Annotated in this window: 26 protein-coding genes; 7 read left to right on the forward strand and 19 right to left on the reverse strand. The window is 35.4% G+C overall.

Features of this window, described 5'->3' with window-relative positions:
* Window positions 1-28 precede the first annotated feature (28 nt).
* Genes AC1RFD_RS06630 through AC1RFD_RS06645 form a run of 4 tightly spaced genes read right to left on the reverse strand, consistent with a single transcriptional unit; the run spans window position 29 to window position 2,267 of the window.
* Entirely contained in the window at window positions 29-568 is a 540-nt protein-coding gene (locus AC1RFD_RS06630; RefSeq protein ID WP_103118175.1) for a TVP38/TMEM64 family protein, read from the reverse strand.
* Window positions 569-618: 50 nt separating this feature from the next.
* Entirely contained in the window at window positions 619-981 is a 363-nt protein-coding gene (locus AC1RFD_RS06635) for a C39 family peptidase (RefSeq protein WP_492474661.1), read from the reverse strand.
* Window positions 982-984: 3 nt separating this feature from the next.
* On the reverse strand, window positions 985-1,518 hold the full coding sequence (resA, locus tag AC1RFD_RS06640) for a thiol-disulfide oxidoreductase ResA (RefSeq protein WP_115673636.1): 534 nt from the start codon (window positions 1,516-1,518) through the stop codon (window positions 985-987).
* A 38-nt stretch (window positions 1,519-1,556) separates the two neighbouring features.
* The gene (locus AC1RFD_RS06645) at window positions 1,557-2,267 is read right to left on the reverse strand and encodes a cytochrome c biogenesis CcdA family protein (RefSeq protein ID WP_054550205.1); all 711 of its coding nucleotides are present in this window, start codon (window positions 2,265-2,267) and stop codon (window positions 1,557-1,559) included.
* A gap of 372 nt (window positions 2,268-2,639) precedes the next feature.
* Between AC1RFD_RS06645 and AC1RFD_RS06650 the strand changes: the two genes are divergently transcribed.
* A complete protein-coding gene (locus AC1RFD_RS06650) occupies window positions 2,640-2,915 on the forward strand; it encodes a YqhV family protein (protein ID WP_048395961.1) in 276 nt (91 codons plus the stop codon).
* Between the two features lie 548 nt (window positions 2,916-3,463).
* Here AC1RFD_RS06650 and AC1RFD_RS06655 read toward each other — a convergent pair.
* Entirely contained in the window at window positions 3,464-3,784 is a 321-nt protein-coding gene (locus AC1RFD_RS06655; protein ID WP_048392987.1) for an ArsR/SmtB family transcription factor, read from the reverse strand.
* 498 nt (window positions 3,785-4,282) lie between these two features.
* Here AC1RFD_RS06655 and AC1RFD_RS06660 point away from each other — a divergent pair, with 498 nt between their 5' ends.
* Window positions 4,283-4,903 carry a class I SAM-dependent methyltransferase gene (locus AC1RFD_RS06660; protein ID WP_492474662.1) on the forward strand — a complete coding sequence of 207 codons (621 nt, stop codon included), beginning with the start codon at window positions 4,283-4,285 and terminating at the stop codon, window positions 4,901-4,903.
* A 188-nt stretch (window positions 4,904-5,091) separates the two neighbouring features.
* On the opposite strand, the gene AC1RFD_RS06665 is transcribed toward AC1RFD_RS06660, so the two are convergent.
* On the reverse strand, window positions 5,092-5,985 hold the full coding sequence (locus tag AC1RFD_RS06665; protein ID WP_054550207.1) for a DMT family transporter: 894 nt from the start codon (window positions 5,983-5,985) through the stop codon (window positions 5,092-5,094).
* 182 nt (window positions 5,986-6,167) lie between these two features.
* Between AC1RFD_RS06665 and AC1RFD_RS06670 the strand changes: the two genes are divergently transcribed.
* Window positions 6,168-7,046, forward strand: a complete 879-nt coding sequence (locus AC1RFD_RS06670) for a LysR family transcriptional regulator (protein WP_492474663.1) — start codon at window positions 6,168-6,170, stop codon at window positions 7,044-7,046.
* A 55-nt stretch (window positions 7,047-7,101) separates the two neighbouring features.
* Here the strand turns inward: AC1RFD_RS06670 and AC1RFD_RS06675 are convergent, their stop codons facing one another.
* On the reverse strand, window positions 7,102-9,258 hold the full coding sequence (locus AC1RFD_RS06675; protein ID WP_492474664.1) for an ATP-dependent helicase: 2,157 nt from the start codon (window positions 9,256-9,258) through the stop codon (window positions 7,102-7,104).
* A 224-nt stretch (window positions 9,259-9,482) separates the two neighbouring features.
* Window positions 9,483-9,932, reverse strand: a complete 450-nt coding sequence (locus tag AC1RFD_RS06680) for a GNAT family N-acetyltransferase (protein WP_492474665.1) — start codon at window positions 9,930-9,932, stop codon at window positions 9,483-9,485.
* Window positions 9,933-10,387: 455 nt separating this feature from the next.
* Between AC1RFD_RS06680 and AC1RFD_RS06685 the strand changes: the two genes are divergently transcribed.
* Complete coding sequence (locus tag AC1RFD_RS06685; protein ID WP_016992948.1) at window positions 10,388-10,537, forward strand: hypothetical protein; 150 nt, start codon at window positions 10,388-10,390, stop codon at window positions 10,535-10,537.
* A gap of 87 nt (window positions 10,538-10,624) precedes the next feature.
* On the opposite strand, the gene AC1RFD_RS06690 is transcribed toward AC1RFD_RS06685, so the two are convergent.
* The 4 genes from AC1RFD_RS06690 to AC1RFD_RS06705 all read right to left on the reverse strand — a co-directional run bounded on the left by AC1RFD_RS06690 (window position 10,625) and on the right by AC1RFD_RS06705 (window position 13,410).
* A complete protein-coding gene (locus tag AC1RFD_RS06690; protein ID WP_387254165.1) occupies window positions 10,625-11,443 on the reverse strand; it encodes an SPL family radical SAM protein in 819 nt (272 codons plus the stop codon).
* A gap of 30 nt (window positions 11,444-11,473) precedes the next feature.
* Entirely contained in the window at window positions 11,474-12,007 is a 534-nt protein-coding gene (gene adaB / locus AC1RFD_RS06695; protein ID WP_259419687.1) for a methylated-DNA--[protein]-cysteine S-methyltransferase, read from the reverse strand.
* Window positions 11,991-12,611, reverse strand: coding sequence for a bifunctional transcriptional activator/DNA repair enzyme AdaA (locus AC1RFD_RS06700; protein ID WP_492474666.1), 621 nt, complete (start codon window positions 12,609-12,611; stop codon window positions 11,991-11,993). Before AC1RFD_RS06700 ends, adaB begins: the two co-directional genes overlap by 17 nt.
* An 85-nt stretch (window positions 12,612-12,696) precedes the next feature.
* Window positions 12,697-13,410 carry a 2OG-Fe(II) oxygenase gene (locus AC1RFD_RS06705; protein WP_281216397.1) on the reverse strand — a complete coding sequence of 238 codons (714 nt, stop codon included), beginning with the start codon at window positions 13,408-13,410 and terminating at the stop codon, window positions 12,697-12,699.
* A 162-nt stretch (window positions 13,411-13,572) separates the two neighbouring features.
* Here AC1RFD_RS06705 and AC1RFD_RS06710 point away from each other — a divergent pair, with 162 nt between their 5' ends.
* A complete protein-coding gene (locus AC1RFD_RS06710; protein WP_288582362.1) occupies window positions 13,573-14,484 on the forward strand; it encodes a DNA-3-methyladenine glycosylase 2 in 912 nt (303 codons plus the stop codon).
* 123 nt (window positions 14,485-14,607) lie between these two features.
* Here AC1RFD_RS06710 and AC1RFD_RS06715 read toward each other — a convergent pair whose 3' ends face one another.
* Complete coding sequence (locus AC1RFD_RS06715) at window positions 14,608-15,489, reverse strand: LysR family transcriptional regulator (protein ID WP_421927000.1); 882 nt, start codon at window positions 15,487-15,489, stop codon at window positions 14,608-14,610.
* Window positions 15,490-15,613: 124 nt separating this feature from the next.
* Between AC1RFD_RS06715 and AC1RFD_RS06720 the strand changes: the two genes are divergently transcribed.
* The gene (locus tag AC1RFD_RS06720) at window positions 15,614-16,513 is read left to right on the forward strand and encodes a PhzF family phenazine biosynthesis protein (protein WP_313869677.1); all 900 of its coding nucleotides are present in this window, start codon (window positions 15,614-15,616) and stop codon (window positions 16,511-16,513) included.
* A 102-nt stretch (window positions 16,514-16,615) separates the two neighbouring features.
* On the opposite strand, the gene AC1RFD_RS06725 is transcribed toward AC1RFD_RS06720, so the two are convergent.
* Entirely contained in the window at window positions 16,616-17,500 is an 885-nt protein-coding gene (locus AC1RFD_RS06725) for a LysR family transcriptional regulator (protein WP_269898424.1), read from the reverse strand.
* 104 nt (window positions 17,501-17,604) lie between these two features.
* Between AC1RFD_RS06725 and AC1RFD_RS06730 the strand changes: the two genes are divergently transcribed.
* Window positions 17,605-18,372, forward strand: coding sequence for a sulfite exporter TauE/SafE family protein (locus AC1RFD_RS06730; RefSeq protein ID WP_269898423.1), 768 nt, complete (start codon window positions 17,605-17,607; stop codon window positions 18,370-18,372).
* 126 nt (window positions 18,373-18,498) lie between these two features.
* Here the strand turns inward: AC1RFD_RS06730 and AC1RFD_RS06735 are convergent, their stop codons facing one another.
* From AC1RFD_RS06735 to AC1RFD_RS06755, 5 genes are all read right to left on the reverse strand, one after another.
* On the reverse strand, window positions 18,499-19,251 hold the full coding sequence (locus tag AC1RFD_RS06735; RefSeq protein ID WP_313869679.1) for an SDR family NAD(P)-dependent oxidoreductase: 753 nt from the start codon (window positions 19,249-19,251) through the stop codon (window positions 18,499-18,501).
* A 71-nt stretch (window positions 19,252-19,322) separates the two neighbouring features.
* Window positions 19,323-19,619, reverse strand: coding sequence for a hypothetical protein (locus AC1RFD_RS06740; RefSeq protein WP_048393027.1), 297 nt, complete (start codon window positions 19,617-19,619; stop codon window positions 19,323-19,325).
* A 58-nt stretch (window positions 19,620-19,677) separates the two neighbouring features.
* On the reverse strand, window positions 19,678-20,193 hold the full coding sequence (locus AC1RFD_RS06745) for a hypothetical protein (RefSeq protein ID WP_066036692.1): 516 nt from the start codon (window positions 20,191-20,193) through the stop codon (window positions 19,678-19,680).
* Between the two features lie 275 nt (window positions 20,194-20,468).
* Complete coding sequence (locus tag AC1RFD_RS06750) at window positions 20,469-21,725, reverse strand: DUF4179 domain-containing protein (protein WP_492474667.1); 1,257 nt, start codon at window positions 21,723-21,725, stop codon at window positions 20,469-20,471.
* Entirely contained in the window at window positions 21,722-22,222 is a 501-nt protein-coding gene (locus tag AC1RFD_RS06755) for a sigma-70 family RNA polymerase sigma factor (protein WP_492474669.1), read from the reverse strand. Before AC1RFD_RS06755 ends, AC1RFD_RS06750 begins: the two co-directional genes overlap by 4 nt.
* Between the last annotated feature and the right edge of the window lie 99 nt (window positions 22,223-22,321).

Here is a 22,321-nt window from a genome sequence, read left to right on the forward strand (position 1 = left end):
TATCTAAGAAAACTTTGATATGACTTTTTTACTTCTTAACTTTCCAAATCAAAATGATAATTGACATTAATAAGATACTTATTACAATTTTCCCTATTAAATTTACTTGCATAAAACCATATACGGCTCCTGCTTCAAAGATTAAGGCTGGTATTTTTCCAATCGTACTAGCAAGCGCAAATGTGCCTAAAGACACCTTAGAAAATGCACTAGTAAAAGTCACAAGACCTGATGACATAAAAGGTAAAATCCTTAAACTGACAATTATCCAAAATGCATCAGACCCTTCCAACTCCTTTAATTTTAAAAGTTTAGGGTGTAATACGAACGGTCTTTTCCATTTATTGATTCCTTTTCTATATAAAATAAAGCTAATAACTGCACCAAGTGATTCACCGATAATAGAAATCAACAAACCGTTGAATACGCCAAAAAACACAAGGTTAGTAGCTGTAACAAAAACACTTGGTAGTACACCTATAATACTAACCAAAGTATTTATCATTAAACTAACCAAAATTGCAAATAATCCAGATTGTTCAAGTAATTGAAGTAATTTTTCTTCCATGATTAAACGCTATCTTTTTTAACCTATTACTTGCATATAATGAACTATTGTTAATAAACAACAACTGCCTGTTCGCCTAATGCTTCATAGCTATTAAAAAATGCTCCCTTATCCAATGTTATCAATCCCTTACGTGGATCCATTACTTCCACAGTCGTATTTCCCACAGATAATAGTACCATTGTATGTAAATTTTGATACATTTGATGGTACTCACCTGTTTCTTCCATAATCCATCCCCCTTTAACCTTTGGTGGTGAGAGGTCCAATGTTTCCCATATAATAACTGGTATTCCCTGTCTAATATAATTTGTTATTTCTTTTATTGTACTTCCACTACTATTTTTTGCATGTAAATCTAACTTTCTCTCGGTGATAAAATTAAAATTGACGTTAGAGATATTAAAAATCATTATTTAGTCTGGTAGAATTAGTTCCATATAATTCTTTATATCTTGTTCTTTCATTTCTCCAGTGATTATTTTTTCTATTTTCCCCTCAGAATTAATAAGAATAGTCGTTGGTAATGGATTGATATTATATGCTTCCATTACACTTTTATTTTTATCTATTAAAACCGGGAAAGTTAGACCTTTTCGGTCAATATAATTTTGAACCACGAAGTCGGATTCTGCTATATTTATAGCTAATACCTGTATCCCCTTTTCTTTATAATCATTATAATATCTATCTATAATTGGAAATTCTCTTTCGCAAGGTTTGCACCAAGTACCCCAAAAGTTTAAAAAGACGCCTTGTCCTTTGTATTCCTCCAAATTATGTTTCTCACCATGCATATCAACTAGAGTAAAATTTGGAGCATCATCCCCTATTTTTAATACTTCATTTTTATCTTGCGTTAAAGTTGTATAGACTGTGAAGAATATTGCCCCAAATAATATAATTAATATAATTGAACGCATAAGAAATCTTCTCTTTTTTTTATCCATAATGAAGTTAGGTCCCTTCCTCTCTTATATATGTAAAACTAGAAACCAGTAAATCCTCCAAAAATCGGTGTTAAAAACGCAATAATTTTAGTCATCATATCAAAGTATAATAAAACCCCCATCACAATCATTATTGCACCACCTATTTTCATAAATAGTCCATTTTTTCTTTGAAGAAACTTCATTTTTCCGATAAATAAAGACATTATTAGGAAAGGTATAGAGAAACCTAGCACATAAAATAGCATGTACAACATACCCTTCCCAGGATCAGACACGCCTAAAGCTATTACTCCTGCAAGAATTGGTCCAGTACAAGGTGTCCATCCAGCTGCAAAACCCATACCAATAAGTACGGAACCAAAATATCCTTTGGGCCTTTTTTTAAAATGAATCTTTTTTTCAGATTGTAAAATATCGATTTTAAAAAAACCTAGAATAACTAATCCAAAAAAGACCATGATAATTGCTCCAATTTGTCTTAGGAACTCTTTATACTGAATAAAAATCTGTCCGATAAAAGAAGTTGAAAAACCTAATGCCATAAAAATAATAGAAAAACCAAGTAAAAAAAGCAGGGTATGTATCAGAGATTTTCGTCTCAAAATCCCTTTTTCTTCTTTTAGTTCATTAAAGGATATTCCTGTTACATAAGATAGAAAAGCTGGATACAATGGTAATGAACAAGGTGATACAAATGATAATAATCCAGCACCAAATGCAAGAAGTAAATTTAATTGCTCTAACAAATACGCTCACTCAACCTTTCTATAGTCCATTTGAAAATAAAGTATAGACTATAAATATGGAGAATATATGCATATGCAGCGTGATATAAGAATTAGAATTTTTTTGATAGCTTTCGAATTGAGCATTTATCTAAATAGGGATTAAAAATAAAAATGAGCCGTGTTTCAACTATAGAAACACAGCTCATTTATTATGATAATTCTAAACATTGGAAAAAATCTTTAATTATATTCCTAGTCTAAGGATTAAAGCATAATCTAACAAGAATATTAGATACGAATCATACATATATTGATTTTAGTATTTCATTAAAACAAAAATCTATTATTCTATTCATGATGGAATTATATTAAATTTTCTATAAAGATAGGATGATGACAATTATTGAAAAGTCGGTTCTTGCTATGGTTATTTTACGTGTATTGTCTGGGAGTATTGAAGTAAGTGCTGGATTGTTGATGCTAAAGTTAAATAATCTAGAAAAAGCATTTTATATTAATACAATGCTTGCTTTGGTTGGTCCAACAGTATTAATCGTAACGACAGCAATTGCATTATTTGGACTAGCAGATAAAATACCTGTGACAAGAATCGTTTGCTTATTTACGGGTATAACACTTATTATTATTAGCTCACATATTAAGTAAAAATAAAAGATTACTAAAATTCAGCAAAAGCATACAAGTGTCAGAATATGAGTTTGACGAAAAAATAATCTTCACAACCTTTTGGATCCAAGTTATCTTCTGTATCTTTATAGCATGGTTCCATTCATAATCTTTGTTAAACTCTTTTATGAATCACCTAACATGTTCATTAAATTACTGTAGCGTGTGACGACGCTGCTTTTTTTTATGTATAATTAGCCTTTATTTGCACAAATTTATATTGAGTGTATCGCACGCACTTATACGGTGGTGGCGTTGGTTGACCGTCACGACCTCCCTCAATAAGGGTTACATTATCTCAGTAACCCTTTTATAATTTCTATTCAGATCAGGTAGTTTTCTACTTTGGACTAACCTTAATTAAACCTTTACGACCACTAACCCTATTGGTAAAGATGTTCCTCTATCTTTGATTTTTTCTGTACTAGCTCATTCATATAGTTAAGGAACACCTATTTCCTCATAATTTTAAATCTCCTGCATCCTTCCCTATATATTATGGAATCTGCTTTTATTTATATATATCTTTAATCTACGTGGTTTGCACAGCACGCAACATCAGAATGAACATCTTCTAAAACCGTATCAAACATTTCAAGAAGTTCGCGAATACGCTCATTTCTCAAACTATAGTAGCAATATTTTCCTTCATTACGACCAACAATAATGCCACACCCTTTTAAACAGGCTAAGTGTTGAGAGATATTAGACTGATTCCCCTTTAATTCCTCGACGATTTGAGATACTGTCTTCTCTTTCTCTTTGATACACTCTAAAATTTGAAGTCTTACCTTGTTTGAAAATCCATGAATTAGTTTAATTTTTAAGTCAATATTTTTTTCTGTCACAAAATCTCCTCCAATTCATATTAGACTTAGCTAATATGTTTTGATATGATCATATTCGATATCACTAATATGTGTGTCAAACATACTAGCACTACCTAATATGTGTGTCAAAAATTTTAAAAAAATATGGGTCTCTCTTCAGCTAATAAACGTAGGCATCCTCAAGTTAGATTTTTTACTGGCTGAAAAGGAATATTAGTTTAAATTTGGGACAGGTTTCGCAACTGGCTGGACACTTGTAATAATGGCTTTAGGGCTAACAAACCCTGATAAAGGCTTATTATACATACTTATTAATGTACTGGTTTTTCAATTTATTTTCTTAAGCTGTCTCAAATTACGTTTCTTCCAAAAAAATCCATTCATGATTATTGATTTTAATGGGATTTTATTATTTTTGACATGATGACAAAGATTATTGCGTGGGTCACTCCTATTTTCGGAGGGGACACAGGATTTTAGAAGTTCATACGCTCTGTAGAAAGGTTGGATGTAGTATTGAATAATACGTGGAACAAAATTATCTATAAAATTGGCTCTTCCTTTTACGATAAACTTTTTAATACAGGTACTTTTTTAAAGACTAGAAAGAGGATTTTTCAAGAAGTACCTTTTCAGCGTAAACAAAAAATCCTCTATGTAGGTATTGGTACTGGGGCTGATTTAGAATTAATCAACTATGTTGATTATGATATAACTGCCATTGATTATTCTCCTGATATGCTAGCGAAAGCTCAACATAAATTCGAGCACTCTTCTATCAATTTTTTAGAAATGGATGCTCAAAAAATGTCTTTTGCAGATGAATCATTTGACTATATTGTAGCTAGTTTAATACTTTCTGTGGTTCCTAGTGAAAATAAATGCTTTGAAGAGATGATAAGAGTTTTAAAGAAGGATGGTAGAATTCTTATCTTTGATAAATTTGCTCCTAAAAATCAAAAACTAACGCTAACAAAAAAATTGGTAAGGCCATTTATAAGTATGTTAGGAACAGATATTGGTAGAAGTTTTGAGGAGTTGTTTAAACAAAATGATCAAAGGCTCAGAATTATAAGAGATGAATCTGTTATGTTAAAGGGTATGTATAGATATATTGAAGTTCTTAAACTCTCTTAGCTAAGGGCATAGCTGAACTAGCAGTTAACGTTTTGGAGAAACTCATCAAGAAGCTCAAGCATCTTATCAAGAGTTTAAAAAACAACAATTAGCCAACTTCAATTGGCTGATTGTTGTCTTAGTAATTGAACAACCCTATAAATGTTAAATACCATGTACTATCGATTTAAGTCTCCCGTGATAAATTGTTACTCTATTTGTTTTTTCATGAGTTGTTTTGAAAAGTTAAAAAATCGAATTTCGCTAACAAATGTAGAACCTAATAAAAATACCCCTCCGATAATTTGCACTAGGGTCATTTGCTCTTGCAATATCATTGCAGAAATCAATATTGCTACAAAAGGATCGACATAACTTAGCATCGCAATACTCTGCCCTTTCAATTTTTCCATTCCCGAGAAAAACAACCAAAATCCAATCCCTGTATTAACGATACCTAAAATTAAAATAAAAGGAATAGATGCGCTTGATAATCCAAAAATCCCAAAGCCTTCTGTCAAAAAAACATACGGCAGCAGTAATAATGCAGTCGTTCCAAGTTGAATAATGGTCATCTCTAGCTTGTCCATCTCTTTAATAAATTTGTTTAAAAGTAACAATGCCGCATAAAACGCAGCTGCCATCAATCCAAAGGTAAGTCCAAGGAAATCATCTGATTCCGTTGCACTCACCCCTTCTCCTACAATCATTATCATACCGATAATTGCTATGACAATGCATATTATTTTCTTTATGGATAATTGTTCCCTAAGTACAACAGGTGAAAGAATCATTACAAATACTGGTGCAAAGTAATATCCTAGTGTGGCATTGGCAAGTGATGTGTGGTCGTAGGATTGATAGAGAAAAATCCAGTTTCCTCCCAATGCAACGCCTGAGAGAAACAAAAATAAAGCATTCGATTTCACTAAATTCCAGGATATTTTTTTCTTCATTATGGAGAAGATGAAGAATAAAAATAAGCATCCTAGTAAACTACTTAGTAAAGCTCTTTCACTCGCCGCTAAATCAATGTAACGCACAACTAAACCGATTGTGCCAAAAATAATCATTGATACGATAAATTGAAATTTAGATTTCATGGTCTACTCCCCTAACCTACCGCAATTTAATAGGAACTATTAGGTGTTTTTTCCGTCCTTTCCTTCCACTCCCTTTCAACTTGCTTTTGTAATGGGAATAGCATAGCATACTTATATGTATTACAAAATTGAATGTTTGTCATGCTACACATAACAAAATAGCATGCAAGGGGGATAGCGCAATGAATATCCAAAAATATATGGCCTTTGTCAAAGCAGTAGAATATGGGAGCTTTACAAGTGCTGCCGATGCATTAAACTATACACAGTCTGGTATCAGCCGTATGATCAACGATTTAGAATCAGAATGGGGAATTTCCCTTTTTGAACGAGGTCATGCCGGAATCAGTTTAACATCCGATGGCTTAAAGTTACTGCCCCAATTACAACGTATATGTAATGAGCATGAAATGTTAATGATGCAGATCGAAGACTTACATGATATCCAATCAGGAATCATCCGAATTGGTACATTCTCTAGTGTAGCAACACATTGGCTACCTTATATGATCAAATTCTTTAAGCAGGATTATCCAGGGATTGATTTCGAGTTACTCTTAGGAGATTACACCGAAATCGAAAGCTGGATTATCGAAGGTAGGGTCGACTTTGGATTTTTGCGACTACCAACAAAAGCTAAAATGGAAACAATCTTTGTAGAGCAAGACCGTTTGTTGGTAGTCATTCATCAGGATCATCCTCTTGCTGATTGCGATAAATTTCCTATAAGTGAACTATTGACCAGTCCATTCATGCTTTTAGAAAAAGGCGCAAAAGCTGAAATCTCCGAAATTTTTGAGAAACATAATATCTCGCCGCACATTTCTTTTACAACATGGGACGACTATGCCATTATGTCAATGGTGGAAAACGGGTTGGGAATCAGTATATTACCTGAACTGATTTTAGAACGCATTCCGTACCAAATTATCGCGAAAGAGCTTGAGATCCCTGCTTTTCGAACTATTGGGATTGCGATGAGAGAGCAAAAATCGCTGTCACTTGCAGCAAAGAGATTTATAGAATATTTATCCTATAGAAAGAGAAAAAAAGAAGTTTAGCTATTATTTTGCACACTATAAAAAGCGTATTCGAAAAAATCTCGAATACGCTGCATTAATCTTCCACCGCTTCTAAATAGCCTTGCTGTAAACATGTATCCGTCATAAACTGCTTTATCCCTGCATCAAATGACAATTTGATCGTGCTACTTGTGACCTCCAAAATTTTTCCCTCTCCAAACATCACATGCTTCACCTTTGAGCCAACGATTAACTCTGACTCCGTTGTAATTGTCTGATCATTACGGTATTGCTTCAATGCTTTCCTCGGACTTTTCGACGCTTTCTTTGGTAATTCCTGAGGTGAAACGATTTGCTTTAACGCCTTCATAAATATTGATGGCACCACACTTGCTTTAAAGCGCTTGCTGTACGAAATTAATTCCAAATGGCGAATTGCACGTGTGATACCGACATAAAAGAGTCTTGTTTCTTCCTCTATTGCTTCTTCCGTCTCAGTAGGTAAAATCCCATCAATTAAGTCAATCAAATACACACGATCAAATTCCAAGCCCTTTGAACTGTGTAAGGTTGTTAATGTAATGGCATTCATTTCATTTTTCAGATGAGATGTACGTGCTAAATTTTCAAGGTTCTTCAAACGACCCGCAAATTCAGTCATCGTCGACGTATGGCGAGCAATTAGTCCAAGTACATCCACAATATCTAGTAAATTTTCATAATTAAAACCGAGGTCCTCGCTCATTTTCTTTAAGGCACGCTCATAACCAAAGTCATAACGGATATGCTCTAGCATGGCTGTTGGTGTTGTTTGATCAAATTGAATGCTATCATACGTTTTGCGAATTCGCTTAATATATTCAGGCTGATAATCCTTTAATTCCACATGCTCTAGTAATAGTGAGAATACACAGCCATCCTCCGGTACTTTCTGCAGTGCCTTTAATTGCGTTGGTGTAATATAAGCATTCATTTTTCTGTAAACTTTTTCAAATATCGAGATATTTTTTGTATTGTACGCTAGACGCATGAAGTTCATTATATCCTCCACAACCCAATGCGTAAAAAAGCGAATGGTGGAATCTTTCATATAGAAAGGCAAGCCCGCTCTGTCTAATGCGTCCATAAGAGGAATGGCTGACGTATTATTTCGATATAAAACAGCCGTTGAGCCACGCTTAGACAAGCTTTTTAACTGATTCACTACATATTTGGCCTGTAAGCTGTAATTCTCTAGGATTTTAAACGAGATTGGCTCTGCTGCAGGATTTTGCGTAAACATTTGTTTGTTATATCGTTTTTTATTTCGCTGAATGAAAAGATTGGCTGGCTCTACAATCGAGGCAGATGAACGATAATTTTGTGTCATTAGTAAAACACGTGCCTCTGGATAAATCTTTTGGAAATTCAACAAATAATATGGCTCTGCACCGCGCCAGCTATAAATGGCCTGATCCTCATCGGCAACGACGCATAAATTTTGATGGACAGCGACAAGCTTCTCGATGATCGCATGTTGAACAGGCGATGTATCCTGACTTTCATCCGTTAAATAAAAATCGTATCGACGTTGAAATTGCGCCAACACCTCTCGATTTTTCGTAAAAATATCATTCGCCATTAACAGCATATCGTCAAAATCAATGAGCAATCGGTCACTAGCTGTGCGCTTATATTCCTCATAATGCTGTAAAATCTCGACTTTTCTTGGCACCTTTACTTCTGCAATTGCCCATTCCTGTTCTGGCAGCATTTTATTTTTGATGAACGTTATGTACGTCAGTAGCTCGTCTAACTGATCTTCCGTAATTTTGGAGCCATTTAATTGTTCAAAAATCTCACGAAGCACTCGTTTTTTTGACATTACACCAGGCCCGTCCGCTTCTTCGATAATCCCGTACGAAATGCCCTGACGTTCAAGTGTCTGCCGCACAACTTGAAATGCTAAACTATGAATCGTCGAAAAATCAACTGGTGGCAAATGCGGAAAAAACTTTGCAAAACGTGCCTTCATATCATTTGCTGATGCCTTACTAAACGTAACAGCCTTTATGCGAGCAGGCTTGACACCAAGCGCCTCGATCATATAGCCAATACGCATAATAATCGTCGTCGTTTTTCCTGAACCAGGAGATGCCAATAGTAGCAGCGGTCCATTCGTTTGCAATACGGCCTGCTTTTGCACATCATTTAGATAAACGCCAAGTGAACGCTCCTTTTCTTCAAAAAATGCTTTTTGCGCTCCATTCATATCAATTACTCCGTTCTAAAAAAATCTATTTTCTATTATACCAGATGATACTGATTAACTTCTTAAGAGCATTAAAAGCAACTAAGCTCGACTACTACTCATTCGAGTGATCTTAGCTGTTAAGGAAATTGTTTGCCTCTTCATCATTTTTAGATCTTATCAAAAACAAAAAAGCGTATATACAAAATGTACAACGCTTTTTAGTAGCTCGTTAGTGAAATTTTTTATTTGGCTATCCATTCATATTGAATATCAGCTAAATTTTCTTCATTTTCATGTCCTTTCCCTATGATTTTAAATCCATGTTTTTCATAAAATCGTTGGGCATTTTCATTAACCTCAAATGTGTATAAAGTTAATCGCCCTTTTGATTGTGCTTTTACTTTATCTAGTAATGTATGACCTATGCCCATCCCTTGATAGTCAATATGAATATATAGTTGGCTTATTTCTTCTTCGTTATAGGCAATCATGCCAACTACTTTTTCATCCATTAACGCTAAATCGATGTGAAACTGCTCAGCTAATAGATAATTTAAGAAATATACATGACTTTCAAAGGTATGAATTTCTTTTTGACCAATCGCCTGTTCCTTACTATCTCGCCACATAGCAACTGTTTGTTCAGCGTATTGGTGGGTATATTGCGTAATAATTATTTTGTGTTGGTTCACTACGATGCCTCCTTAAGCATAATGTAAAAAATAGATCTTATGAAAAATACTTGGTTGGATTCCTAAATCCTGATTGCATACGACTTTAGCAATGCAATATACTTTAAATCAAATATTTTACATTCAAGACTAAACCTATGTAGTTTGTATTTCCTCACATCTTCTGGAAAAATATAAGACATTCCTGTATGCTTCAATTTTTAATCGACTACAATAATTATTTTCTCGTCTTGTCAATGTCGTAATTCAAACAGCGTGATAGCCCTTTTATAAACCACCTGCTATCATTATCAATTACTTCCTACCCTAGTTTGAACCGTAGAATTAAATTTGGATAATTTTCATTCATACTGTACTCCTTAATAAAGTAAAGCACATTACTTGAAGAATTAAATGTAAGTTCTACGGATAAAAAAACATCTTCCACTCACACTAATGGTGGAGGTGAGATGAAAATGGGAAATAATAAACATAAAAATAATAAAACGCAAGACAACAAAAAACAGCAGAATCAAAATCAAAATGCTAACAATGAGCGTAAAAACAGAGAAGAGTTTGCTGAAGAAGTAGATTTCAGTCAAATTCAAAATGAAAACAAACGTTAAACATACTATCATGTGAAGAAACCCTAATACTCACTTCAGTAAAGATGGGTATTGGGGCTATTTTTATAATCCATCTATTACAGCATTTTACGGCTCAAACCCAGCCTGACTTATATAAACATGATTTTCTGGAAAGATTTCAATAAATCGGTTGTATATTTTTTTTATTACATCTGGTCCATACCATTCTTCTAAACCAAGTTGGTCATATTTATTCTCAATCTCAAGTTTTTTTGTGCGTTTTCCACCACTGCCATCTCCCATGAAGTAGTCATCTATACATATCCGATCGACGAGTTGCTTCAATTTCAAAGGAAAATATTCACCACTTGGTAAAATGGGAGCGATAGCAACTTGGGTCGGTATGTCCGCAGCTGCTAATTTTTCCAATGTCTTAAAACGCGCTTGGATTGGAGGTGCCATTGGCGTAAAATGTTTACGTATCGTTTCCGAATCTGTCTCAAGTGTCATACTTACCCGCACTTTTTCTTTAAATTGTCGCAGCAAATCAATATCTCGACTGACAAGTGGACTTCTCGTCTGTACAAATAAGAAATCAGGGGGATCCTCTAGCATAACCTCTAGTAAAGATCGCGTCACTTTTTCCTTATGCTCTATTGGCTGATACGGGTCTGTACTTGAGGACATAAAAATGGTTACAGGCCCTTTGGCTTTGGCACGATGAAGCTCCTTTTTTAATACTTTCGCCGCACCGTTTTTAACATCGACCCAACTACCCCATTCCCCTTCTCGAAAAAGAGATACAGGCATTTGACGTACATAGCAATAAGAACATCCAAATGAACAGCCTGTATAAGGATTGAGTGAATGCGTATAGCCAGAAAGAAAGCCAGTTCCTTTATTCAAAATGGTTTTTGGATGCTTATAGAATAATTCGCTTTTCATACGAAACCTCCATTCCATGTAAAGCAAGTATTACGCATTGCTAGATGAACCTCGCTTTTCAAGTTCCAAGAGCAATTTCTTCATTGCTAATCCGCCCCGATAGCCTGTTAAAGAGCCATTCTTTCCTGTTACACGATGGCACGGTACAGTAAGTAACACTGGATTAGCCCCAATAGCCGCTCCAACAGCACGAACAGCTGCTGGTTTATTGATAGCATGGGCAATGTCTGAATAGGATTTCGTCTGCCCATAAGGAATTTCACAAAGTGCTTGCCAGACTGCTAGCTGAAATGGCGTACCTACGTACTCAAATGGGATAGTAAAGGTTTTCCTCTTTCCTGCTAAATACTGAATGATTTCATTGACATAGGGTTCAAGCTTTTCCTCATCTTCAACAAAAGGACTTCCTGGAAAGCGTTTCTTCGCCCATTCAAACATTTCCTCGATTGGTTTGTTCTGTGAACCAACAAACACAAGGCCCTTGGAGGTAGCAGCAATATAAAAATGCCAATCCTCAAACTTGAGTAAAGACCAAAAAAGGGTTGGTTTATTTTTTATTTCCATCATTCATTTCCTCCATTTTTCTCATTTGACGAAATTGCGCTGGGGTCTCACCTGTTTTCTTTTTAAATAAAGTAATAAAATAGGGTGCATTCGCCATACCCACACATAGGGCAATATCGCCTATTGCTTTATTGGTCTCAATCAAATACTTTTTAGCCGCGTGTACGCGAACTTGTTGTATATACTCAATGGGCGTCAAGCCTTTAATCTTTTTAAATGTTCGATGCATATGATAGGGGCTCCCATGACAAATCATTGCTAATGATTCGAGCGTTAATTTTTCAGCGAAATTTTGATCAATGTATGCTGTGATAATATCAACCCACTCGCTATCAGGCAAATTTTCATTAGTAGGCTTGCAACGTTTACAAGGGCGAAAATTTGCTTGGAGTGCTTGTTCTGCGGTTGCAAAAATACATACATTCTCTTTTTTCGGAACGCGAGACTTACAGGATGGTTTACAGAATATCCCTGTTGACTTGACAGCATAAAAAAATTGATTGTTGTACGCTGTATCATTCGTGATAATGGCTTGCCATTTTTCATCTGTCATCATTTCTACATTATTCAAAATATCATTTTCATCATTCATAGGATCCAGCATTTATCTCACCTCTCCTTAAAATATACTCCCTAAAAATTCACAATGTACAATTCTAGATATGGAATAGCAAGATATTGAAGTTTTTTTATTTAGAATCGTGAAAAATGATGCCAAGACCGTATCGTTCTCCAGCAGTAATCGTACTTACTCCATGACGAACCGTATGTTTATAATATCCCCTTTTCCCTAGAACAGGTCTATGGTTTGTAGGAAAGATGAGCGCACTGCCTTGATCTAACGTAATGACATGTCCCCTACTCTGAGCACGTGGAATTTGTTCCACTAGGAGGGATTCTCCACCAAAAAAGTCTTGTTCGCGTTGATTTAATACAAATACTACTTGAAACGGGAAGAACACATCGCCATATAAATCTTGATGCAAACAATTAAAGCCACCTGTTTCATACTTTAAGAGTAAAGGTGTCGGTCTAGTTTGTTCAAATTCTTCACAAGTGTTCAAAAAATCTTGAAGCTGAGCTGGAAACTGCGCTGTTTTCTTTAAATAACCTAACCATCGATTAGCTGTTTTGGCCAATTCTTGATAAAAGGACTCTCTTAGACTTTCGATAATTTCAGGCAATGGATAGGAAAAATATTTGTATTCCCCCTCCCCAAAGCGATACCTGGTCATATTAATGGTCGTTCTATATGGCTCTTCTGTACCATACAACCCTATTAAGAATTCACATTCCTCTTTTGTTAAAATTACTGGAAGCTTTGCAAATCCTTGCTTATCTAGTTCATGTTGAATAGAATCCCACTCCAAGCCGCCAACACGTGTTTGAATATCTTGGACCATTTTTATTCCCTCCTTAGCCTTCTTAATAACTAACACTATAACCTCATCAATAGAAAAAAATAAGGCGTTTAGAATGGAATAGCAAGATAACAAAATGAGTAAAGCTACTTTTATGATAAAGTAAACTAACAAACTGTGTATGTTGAAAAGGGGAATGAAAAAGTGATATGGCATGACGTTGACGATGTGATGATCATTACCTTACCAGCAAATTTTGATATGAATGCAAATCTAGGCTATTTAACAAGAGAAAAAAATGAATGCCTGTATGAAATAGAGAACAATATCATCACAAAAGTGATAGCCATTGGAGAAATGCAATCTTTAGTACAGATAAGCGTAATCGATAATCAACAAATGGTTGTTCAATTCCTAAATGGTTCTAGGCCTATTGAAAAGAGGGAGCGGGAAAAAATTGCAACATATATAATTGAATGGTTTGATCTTGATAACGATTTAACGCCATTTTATGAAATGGCAAATACAGATCCATTACTTCAAATACCTGCCCAAAAATTCTATGGATTACGAGTTATCGGCATTCCCGATTTATTTGAAGCGTTATGCTGGGGCGTTTTAGGGCAACAAATCAACCTTGCCTTTGCCTACTCTTTAAAGAGACAATTTGTAGAAAGCTTTGGCGATTCTATCGAATGGAATGGTAAAAAGTATTGGGTATTCCCTCCATACGAACGAATTGCACAGTTAGAACCTACTGACCTAGCAGCTATTAAAATGACGGTTAAAAAAAGTGAATATATCATTGGCATTGCAAGATTAATGGCATGCGGAGAATTATCGAAGGAACAATTAATGAAAATGAATTTTAAAGAGGCAGAAAAAAGCTTAATCAAAATACGAGGAATCGGACCTTGGACAGCCAATTACGTGCTAATGCGCTGCCTACGGTTTCAGACAGCTTTTCCAATCGATGATGTAGGTCTGATTAATTCAATAAAAACATTACGTAATATGAACCAAAAGCCTACGAAAGAGGAAATTTTAGCGCTCTCGATACCATGGAAAAACTGGGAATCCTACGCTACCTTCTATTTATGGCGTGTTCTTTACTAAATATCATCACCTTGATTTGAGCATGTTTTGAAAAAACGAACCAAAACATGCTCTTACGTAGGTATGTTTTATGCTTCTACAAAAGCACAATGATGATGAACAATCGCAATGGACACAGAATTCTTATAGCTGTAATTCTTTAATACAATCCATGGTTGTTTTTATAAACTCTTTGACAGCGGGAAGGGGTTGCTTCTTTGAGCGAGTAATGATGCTTATTTCTCGGAAAGGTTCTGGTAAGAGAGGTTTTACAATGGTACCTGCTAAATTATAGGGTAAAGCTAGTTCTGGTATGATTGTAATGCCTAATCCTTCACGTACCATTGCAATGATTGTTTGATTTTCTTCCACATTAAACTCTATGTTTGGGGATACCTCTTGTTCCTGTAAAAACTTCTTAACACTCACTTCACATCCTAGCTGAGGCATAATAAAAGCCTCCCCTTGAAGTTCTTCCGCCTTTACTTGTTCATTGATGGCAAGATGATGATGAATCGGTACGATTGCTACTAATCGATCTCTTACTATGGTAGTAGCCTCCAAATGATCCATAGGGTTACTTAAAGATGTAAACCCGATATCCACTTTCCCCTCTTCTACCCAACGTGTAATTTGGTCATAGCTCCCCTCATAAAAATTGATTTCAATTCCCTTAAACTCCCCTTTAAACCTTGATATGATCGTTGGCAACACTTTTGAGGCAAAACTTGAAAAGCTGCCAATATTTATTTTTCCGTTTTGTATTCCTAAAATAGAAGCGGCTTCTAGTTTAATGCTTTCTGCTTCGGATAAGATATTTCTCATATTGTTGATGATACGTTCTCCACTATCTGTTAACGAGATGCCATTTCTTCCTCTATTCAAAAGTTTAATACCGAGTTCTGACTCTAATGAAGCGATATTATGGCTAATGCCCGATTGTGTCATCGCCAATATTTCACCTGCTTTTGTGAAATTTCCAATATCGACTACTTTGACGAATATTTCTATTTGCAAAAGGTTCACAAGCTAACCTCCGTATAAGATTTAACTTTCCATTCGACTTCCTCATGTTTAAGATTAAAAACATGAATTTTACTTATCAATTCTATCATACTACAATAATCTTAGAATGAAGGAGGAGATAGCAATGAAAAAAGTGGTAGAGTTTTTTTATGTTGATGCATTCACAACAGAAACGTTTGGAGGAAATCCAGCTGGCGTCATACCTCATGCAGAAAATTTAACAGATGAGGAAATGCTAAACATAGCCAATGAATTAAACCTTTCGGAAACGGCCTTTCTTTTACCATCAACAAATGTAAATGCAGATTATCAAATAAAATATTTTACTCCTACAAAAGAAGTTGACTTTTGCGGTCACGCTACGTTAGGTACAGCATGGTTAATGGCTAATAAGTACAATTGGATTGATAAGGACGAGAAAATAATCTTTGAATCAAACATTGGACTAATTCCTGTAAAATGGATTACGGAAAACAATCACTTAAAGAGCGTGTCCATGACTCAAGTACGTCCCCATGTAAAAAGTATAGACATTAGCCATGAAGTCGTTGCGGACCTTGTGGGTTTAGATGAAACGGACATTGATGATCGATACCCGATAAAAATAGCGAACACAGGGGTCCCACATCTTATGGTTCCCGTTAAAACACGTCAAGCAATTGATCAAGCAGAACCTAAATTAAATGAGCTTAAAAAGATGAACAATCATTTTAACATATCCACCACTCACCTCTTTACCTTTGACACAAATGGAGAATTTGATATTTATACAAGAGATTTTTGCCCAAATATAGGGATCGATGAAGATCCAGTTACAGGGGCAGCAAACGGTGCATTAGGTGGTTATTTATATCTAGAAAATATACTAGCTCCACAAGAAAAACATCAATTAGTAATTGGGCAAGGCCATACGATTAATAGACCTGGAACTCTTTATGTCACGATTACACCTGATGGGGAGAATGCTGTTATTGAAGTAGCAGGAGCAGCAGTTGTTTCAATAGAGGGAAAAATACTTTTATAATACTATTTTTCTGAATTTTCTGTGTTAATTATCATCATAAATAAACTTCTCTAAATTCTTCACTTAAATTTAGAGAAGTCTTATTTATGCCAAATAAAGTGGTTAGTTTAATGCATTTAAATGCGTTTTTAAGTATTGCAAAAATGGTTGCTCCATGAGATCGGTTTTTCGAGAGCAAATAAATAAACTTTGCTGAATAGCTGCCTGCTCAACATACACTTGAGCAAGTTTCCCGTTTGCTATACTTTCATCTACACTATAGGACGGAGCTAAAGTCATGCCGTACCCCGCTTCCACTACTTTTATGGATTCGTGTAAGCCCTGCATTTGAAGCCCTAACTTAGGTAATGGCGCATTAAATGTGTAAAAAATGGACTCCAATAAATCGAGTGTCGAGCTACCACGTTCCCGATAAATAAAGTCCTCGTTCGATAATTCATAGATGGAGACCGTTTGATTTGCTAGAGGATGTGAAGGATGGACTGTAAACCAAAACGGGATATCCAATACCTTTTCAAATTGTAAATCTTCATGACCAATTTTACTTTGAACGACAAAGCCAAAATCTACTTCATAATTCAGAACTTGCTCCTCCACAGATTGAACATTGCCTAACGATACAAAAAATTCAATTTGAGGATTTGCAAGCTTGTATTTAGCTATGATAGGCGGAAGTATATAATTAATAGGGATGTAAGAAGACGCAATATGTATTTTGTCTTCCTTTGCTAAAAACTTACCAAGCTTCTCATCGATTTGTGCTTCTAAGTAAAATAAACGCATGCCTTGCTCGTATAAAAACTTCCCCTCTGACGTTAATTGAATTCCACGCCCTTTACCTTCAATCAATTTTGCCCCTATTTCATTCTCTAATTTTCGAATTTGTATGGTAACAGCAGGTTGACTTAGTAGCATACTATTCGCCGCTGCAGTAATTCCCCCAAGCTTGGCTACATTCGTAAAGATCCTCAATGCATGTAAATTCATTCCATTCCAACCTTTCTATCCATAAATAATATTTATGAATAAGCAATAATTATATATTTGTTTTATGTATAGTTTACCAGTAATTTAAGTATTGAGGTGATTGAATGGAAATTTTACTACATGAATGGTTAACAGTAAAAGGAGTTATTTTATTTACAATTGGTTTACTCGCAGCCATAATAGGCGTTCTTTTTGGTGCAGCAGGCTTTATTTTGATGCCTTCATTGTTGCTCGTCGGCATTCCAATTCATACAACCGTTGCTGTTAATAAATTTGCGACAGGCTTATCAGCCCTATCAAATGTTGTTTCATTTGTCATAAAAGGACATTTATCTGTAAAAAAGTATTTTTCTTTCATGTTTGTTGCTAGTATAGGTGGAGTATTTGGGGCATTATTCGCAATCCTCTTATCGGAACAAATCATGAATGTCGTCGCTTGTATAAGCTTAATTTTTGCATTTCTGATTGTCCTTTGCAGTAATAAATGGATTGTCAAAGATGTAAAAGAAACAGAGGAACAACCCTTGAACAAGCTTATTCCATTTGCAATTTCCATATATGACGGTGGTTTTGGACCAGGCTCAGCTCTAATGAATATAACCTATTTCTTGAAAAAACAATACCATTATTTAAAAGCAGTCGAGTTAACAAGAATGCTCTCGTTATCAAGCTGTACAGGTGCTTTTCTCTTTTATTACTTTACTGGCATTGTTAATTGGGGAATTGCTATCCCTGTTTCACTTGGCTCTATTGCTGGCTCTTTCTTTGGTTTAAAGATCGTTCCGTATATCCAAACAAAATGGATTCAAATTATTTTACCAATCATTTTTTTGTTCTTAATTGTTCAAGTAGTGTCGGATTTAATAAAATAAACGAAACAAGTCCTACCTTTTTTGCCCCCAAATTTAAGGACATCTAAGGTGGAGCTTGTTTAGAATCCGAAATTTACGACTGTTAGTATAATAGAGGAACACAATAATAATTTGCCTATTTTTTATTTATCTACCGCCACTCACATGTATAATTTCTCCAAGGATGTAATTTGAGGCATCAGAAGAAAGGAAGGCAATTACTTCTGCTATCTCTTTAGGCGCTGCAGCTCGTTTAATTGGTACAGCGGAAGCCATCCGTTCTAGCCGATTGTCGCCAGGAGCAAATTTATCGTGAAAGGGTGTCTCTACCATTCCAGGCGCTACCCCGTTCACGATAATTCCATATTCAATTAATTCTCTGGACATACCAATCGTCATTGTATTGATAGCTCCCTTAGCAGATGCATAATGAATACTTTCCCCTGCCCCACCAATACGTGCAGCTGCAGAAGAGACATTAATAATTTTTCCGCATTTCTTCGGAATCATATGTATTAATACAGCTTGAGAGCATAAGAGCACACTATTGACATTTAGCTTGAATGTTTCTTCCCATAGCTCTTCACTCATCTCCATAAAAGTACTTTGACGGATGCCGCCTCCAGCGTTATTCACTAAAACATCAATCGTGCCGAATGTAGAAATAGCCTGCTCAATCATTGCGTTCACTTCTTCTTTATTCACAATATTAGCTTGAATAGCAATGGCGTCTCCACCTTGTTCTTGAATTCGTTGGACAGCTTCGTTGGCACCTTCCACATTTGTATGATAATTGATAATTACTTTAGCCCCGTGTTTTGCCACTAGCTCAGCCGTGGCAAATCCAATCCCAGAGCTTGCACCTGTGATAAGAATAACCTTTCCTGACAAGTTATGCATAGCGTCCCCCCTAACGTTTTTAATAGTAATTCGTTCATAAACAACTAATGCTCACGCACCACGATAGTTAATTATATGGTTCTACTACTAGTATATTTTTTAATGATCGTAACTAAAATCGCCAGAATAAATACAATCAAGCTATTAATGAGTAAATAATAGGCAATGTTCAATCCATAGAATAATGCAAAGGGATCACGAATAATAATTAGTGCTAATACACTTCCTAGTCCACCAAATACACCTGCCAGTAGTAAAATGATAAAAGCAGCATTATATAGATTTTTCTTTTTTTTGTAGAATACAAACCCAATCACATTTGCAACAACAATTAAAAAGCCTATCAGTATGAAGAAAAAACCTTCCATTCAACTCCCTCTTTTCAAAACGATTTTGTCATGGGATAACTATTTCTTCCCCCTTGAATTAAAGTGGTCCACCCTCAAAACCAATAGGCCAACCATTTTCTTTAAATTTCACTTTATACTGAAACTCAAAGTGACCCTCATAAATAAAATCTAAACTAAAGCCTGAAAAGATATAACTATCAAAGTTAGCCATATTTCCAAAGCTTATTGTGGATAAATAATAACTGTTTATTTCTTGATTAGGAAAAAACTTATGTAAATACGCCAATGCGCGGCTTATATGTAAATGGAGTTCATCGAAAATTCTTTCTGCTAGTTCGATTATTCTCACCTCAGGATTTTCATTATTTCCTTGGATAATAATCTCTACATCCTCCCATTCCCCAATATTCATGCTGTATAACCACTGTTCCTGAATAAGATACTTTTCTTTATTGTATACAGGGGGATTGACTAGGTTTAATTCTTTGATGTCATCTTTAGTCAACGGTTTTGCAAGAATAAGCTTATTCTGCAAAATGTCTTTGATATTAGAGACCGTATATTTTGATTTGTTTAATTCTAAAGAGTCCATTTTCCACCTCCGTTTAAAGTAAGTTTACTTAAATTATACCATCATCACTCTACAACCATTGTAAGTTCAAAAAGAAAAAAGAGCTAGCTATGTAAATTCTAGAAAAGATAACCGCTTCGAATCTAAACATATCGTTACCCCTGTTTTGACTAAATCAAGTGCCTCTTTAATCTATCATCTATCAAGTTGTTCAAAAAAGAAGCCCCCAACCCTTGCAGTCAAAATAGCAAAACAGCTATTCAAAAAGGTACGTCTTTTTGAACAGCTGCTGCATTTTATTGCAATGGAATGTTTACTTCAATATTTTCCCCAATCGGATTAGGGTAATAGTTTAAATATAGCTTAGCTTTTCCATTATATTTTTCAAATTGTGATGTCTCCACTACATACTGCTCGTCTCGTGAAATGGTCAAACTTTTGAATTCTAATGGCGTGCCATCTTCTTTTATGGCGTCAGAGAGCATTAATAATTTGCCTTCATTATTTTTATTCATCTTAACTGCTACACTTTGCTGCACTATTGAAATGTCCCCCTTAAAATAAGTAGGCTTTGTGAGTATCTCTTTTGTGCCAAAATCAACTTCGATAAAATCCTCACCCTTTGGCACAGCTTGAACGGCGCCAATCATAACCGTCAATGACGCTGGATCATCGAAATAATTACTTTGCAAATAGAGCGTAAATTTGCCATCGCGAATATTCCCGTCTGTTGAACTGTCATTTCTAATACTTTCTCTACGTTCACCGTTTTCTGTCATGATGGCAACATCATCTAGCGCTAATAGTTGCATTGTATTATCTTTGGCTACCTCAATATCGAGTGCCACTTTTAATGGCGAACGGCGAATTTGTGTAATCGTAAATTTCTGCCCATTGACATCGATCGTACGATTTGCAGTAAAAATTTTCTCCTTTGCGATCTCGTTTTTCAGTGAAAACGGTAAAGATATTACAATGTTACCTTTCTCTTCATCCTGAAAGTGAAAAACTGCTTTAAAATCCTTGGAAGTATAGGCGATAGGCTTTAAAAAACTATATTTCACGGATGAAGAGATGTATGTTTGATTGCTAGCATTCATGGTAAACGTACAGCCGCATTCAATCTCCTCAGCTCCTTGAAACAATTGAACTTTCTCTAAGTTTAATTTTGAAATATCAAATGAGGCATCAGCGTCATAGAACAGGACAAATCCTAAATTGTCGGCAATCACGCCCTGCAATGTAAGTGCTAGACCTTTTCTAGATTGCGTCACATTGATTTCTTCATAGTATTCATGGTCTACAATATCTTTTATTCCTTTATCTATTGCAATCGCTGTTACAATTGCTTGAAAGCCGGGTATTTTGGCAACTTGGCTAGCAATCGTTGGCGAGACGCGAATTGAAAAGAGAAGGCTTAGGCAAAGCATGGAGATGCATGCAACCGAAACAATGCGCTTCTTTCTTCTTTTTTCTCGTTGAACCTTTCGAAACATGTCCATGCGAACTTGTTGCAGTTTCTCCTTTGGAACGTCAATTAATAGTTTACTCATAGCCAGTCCTCCTTCTCTCTAGCAAAGCTTCTAAGCTTCTTTAAAATGTGATGAAGCTTCGATTTCACAGTACCCTCAGGAATTTGATTGAGCTCAGCAATTTCTTTATTTTTTAGTTGCTGGAAATATTTCATATAGACCATTTGCTGCTCTGACAAAGATAAATGTTCCAATAATCTCTCCATATCTGAGTAGATGACCCATTCAGATAAGTGGTGTTCCTCAATCTGAACAGTCGGCGGACGTTTTCGTAAATGGTCTTTACAGCAATTGATTAAGACGCGCACAAGCCATGTTCTGGCATATTCGTGCTGTTGAACGGTATGCATTTTTTTGAGTGCCTTGTAAACAAGCTCCTGCATCACGTCCATAGCATCTTGCTCATTTTTCATATATGTAAAGGCCATGCGATATAAAATTTCCTCATCCATTTCAATCAGTGAAAGTATCGCTTCTTGATCTCCACGTATAGCACGCTGCTCTAATTCAAATTTCATCCTTTTTCGCCTCCTTCTCTCATTAGACTCAACATTGTTGCATTTCGTTCAAAATTTTTTAAACTTTTTAGGGAACTGTCATTCATCTCCCCATTAATA

The sequence above is a fragment of the Lysinibacillus sp. GW823-FHT02G10 genome, assembly GCF_058797135.1.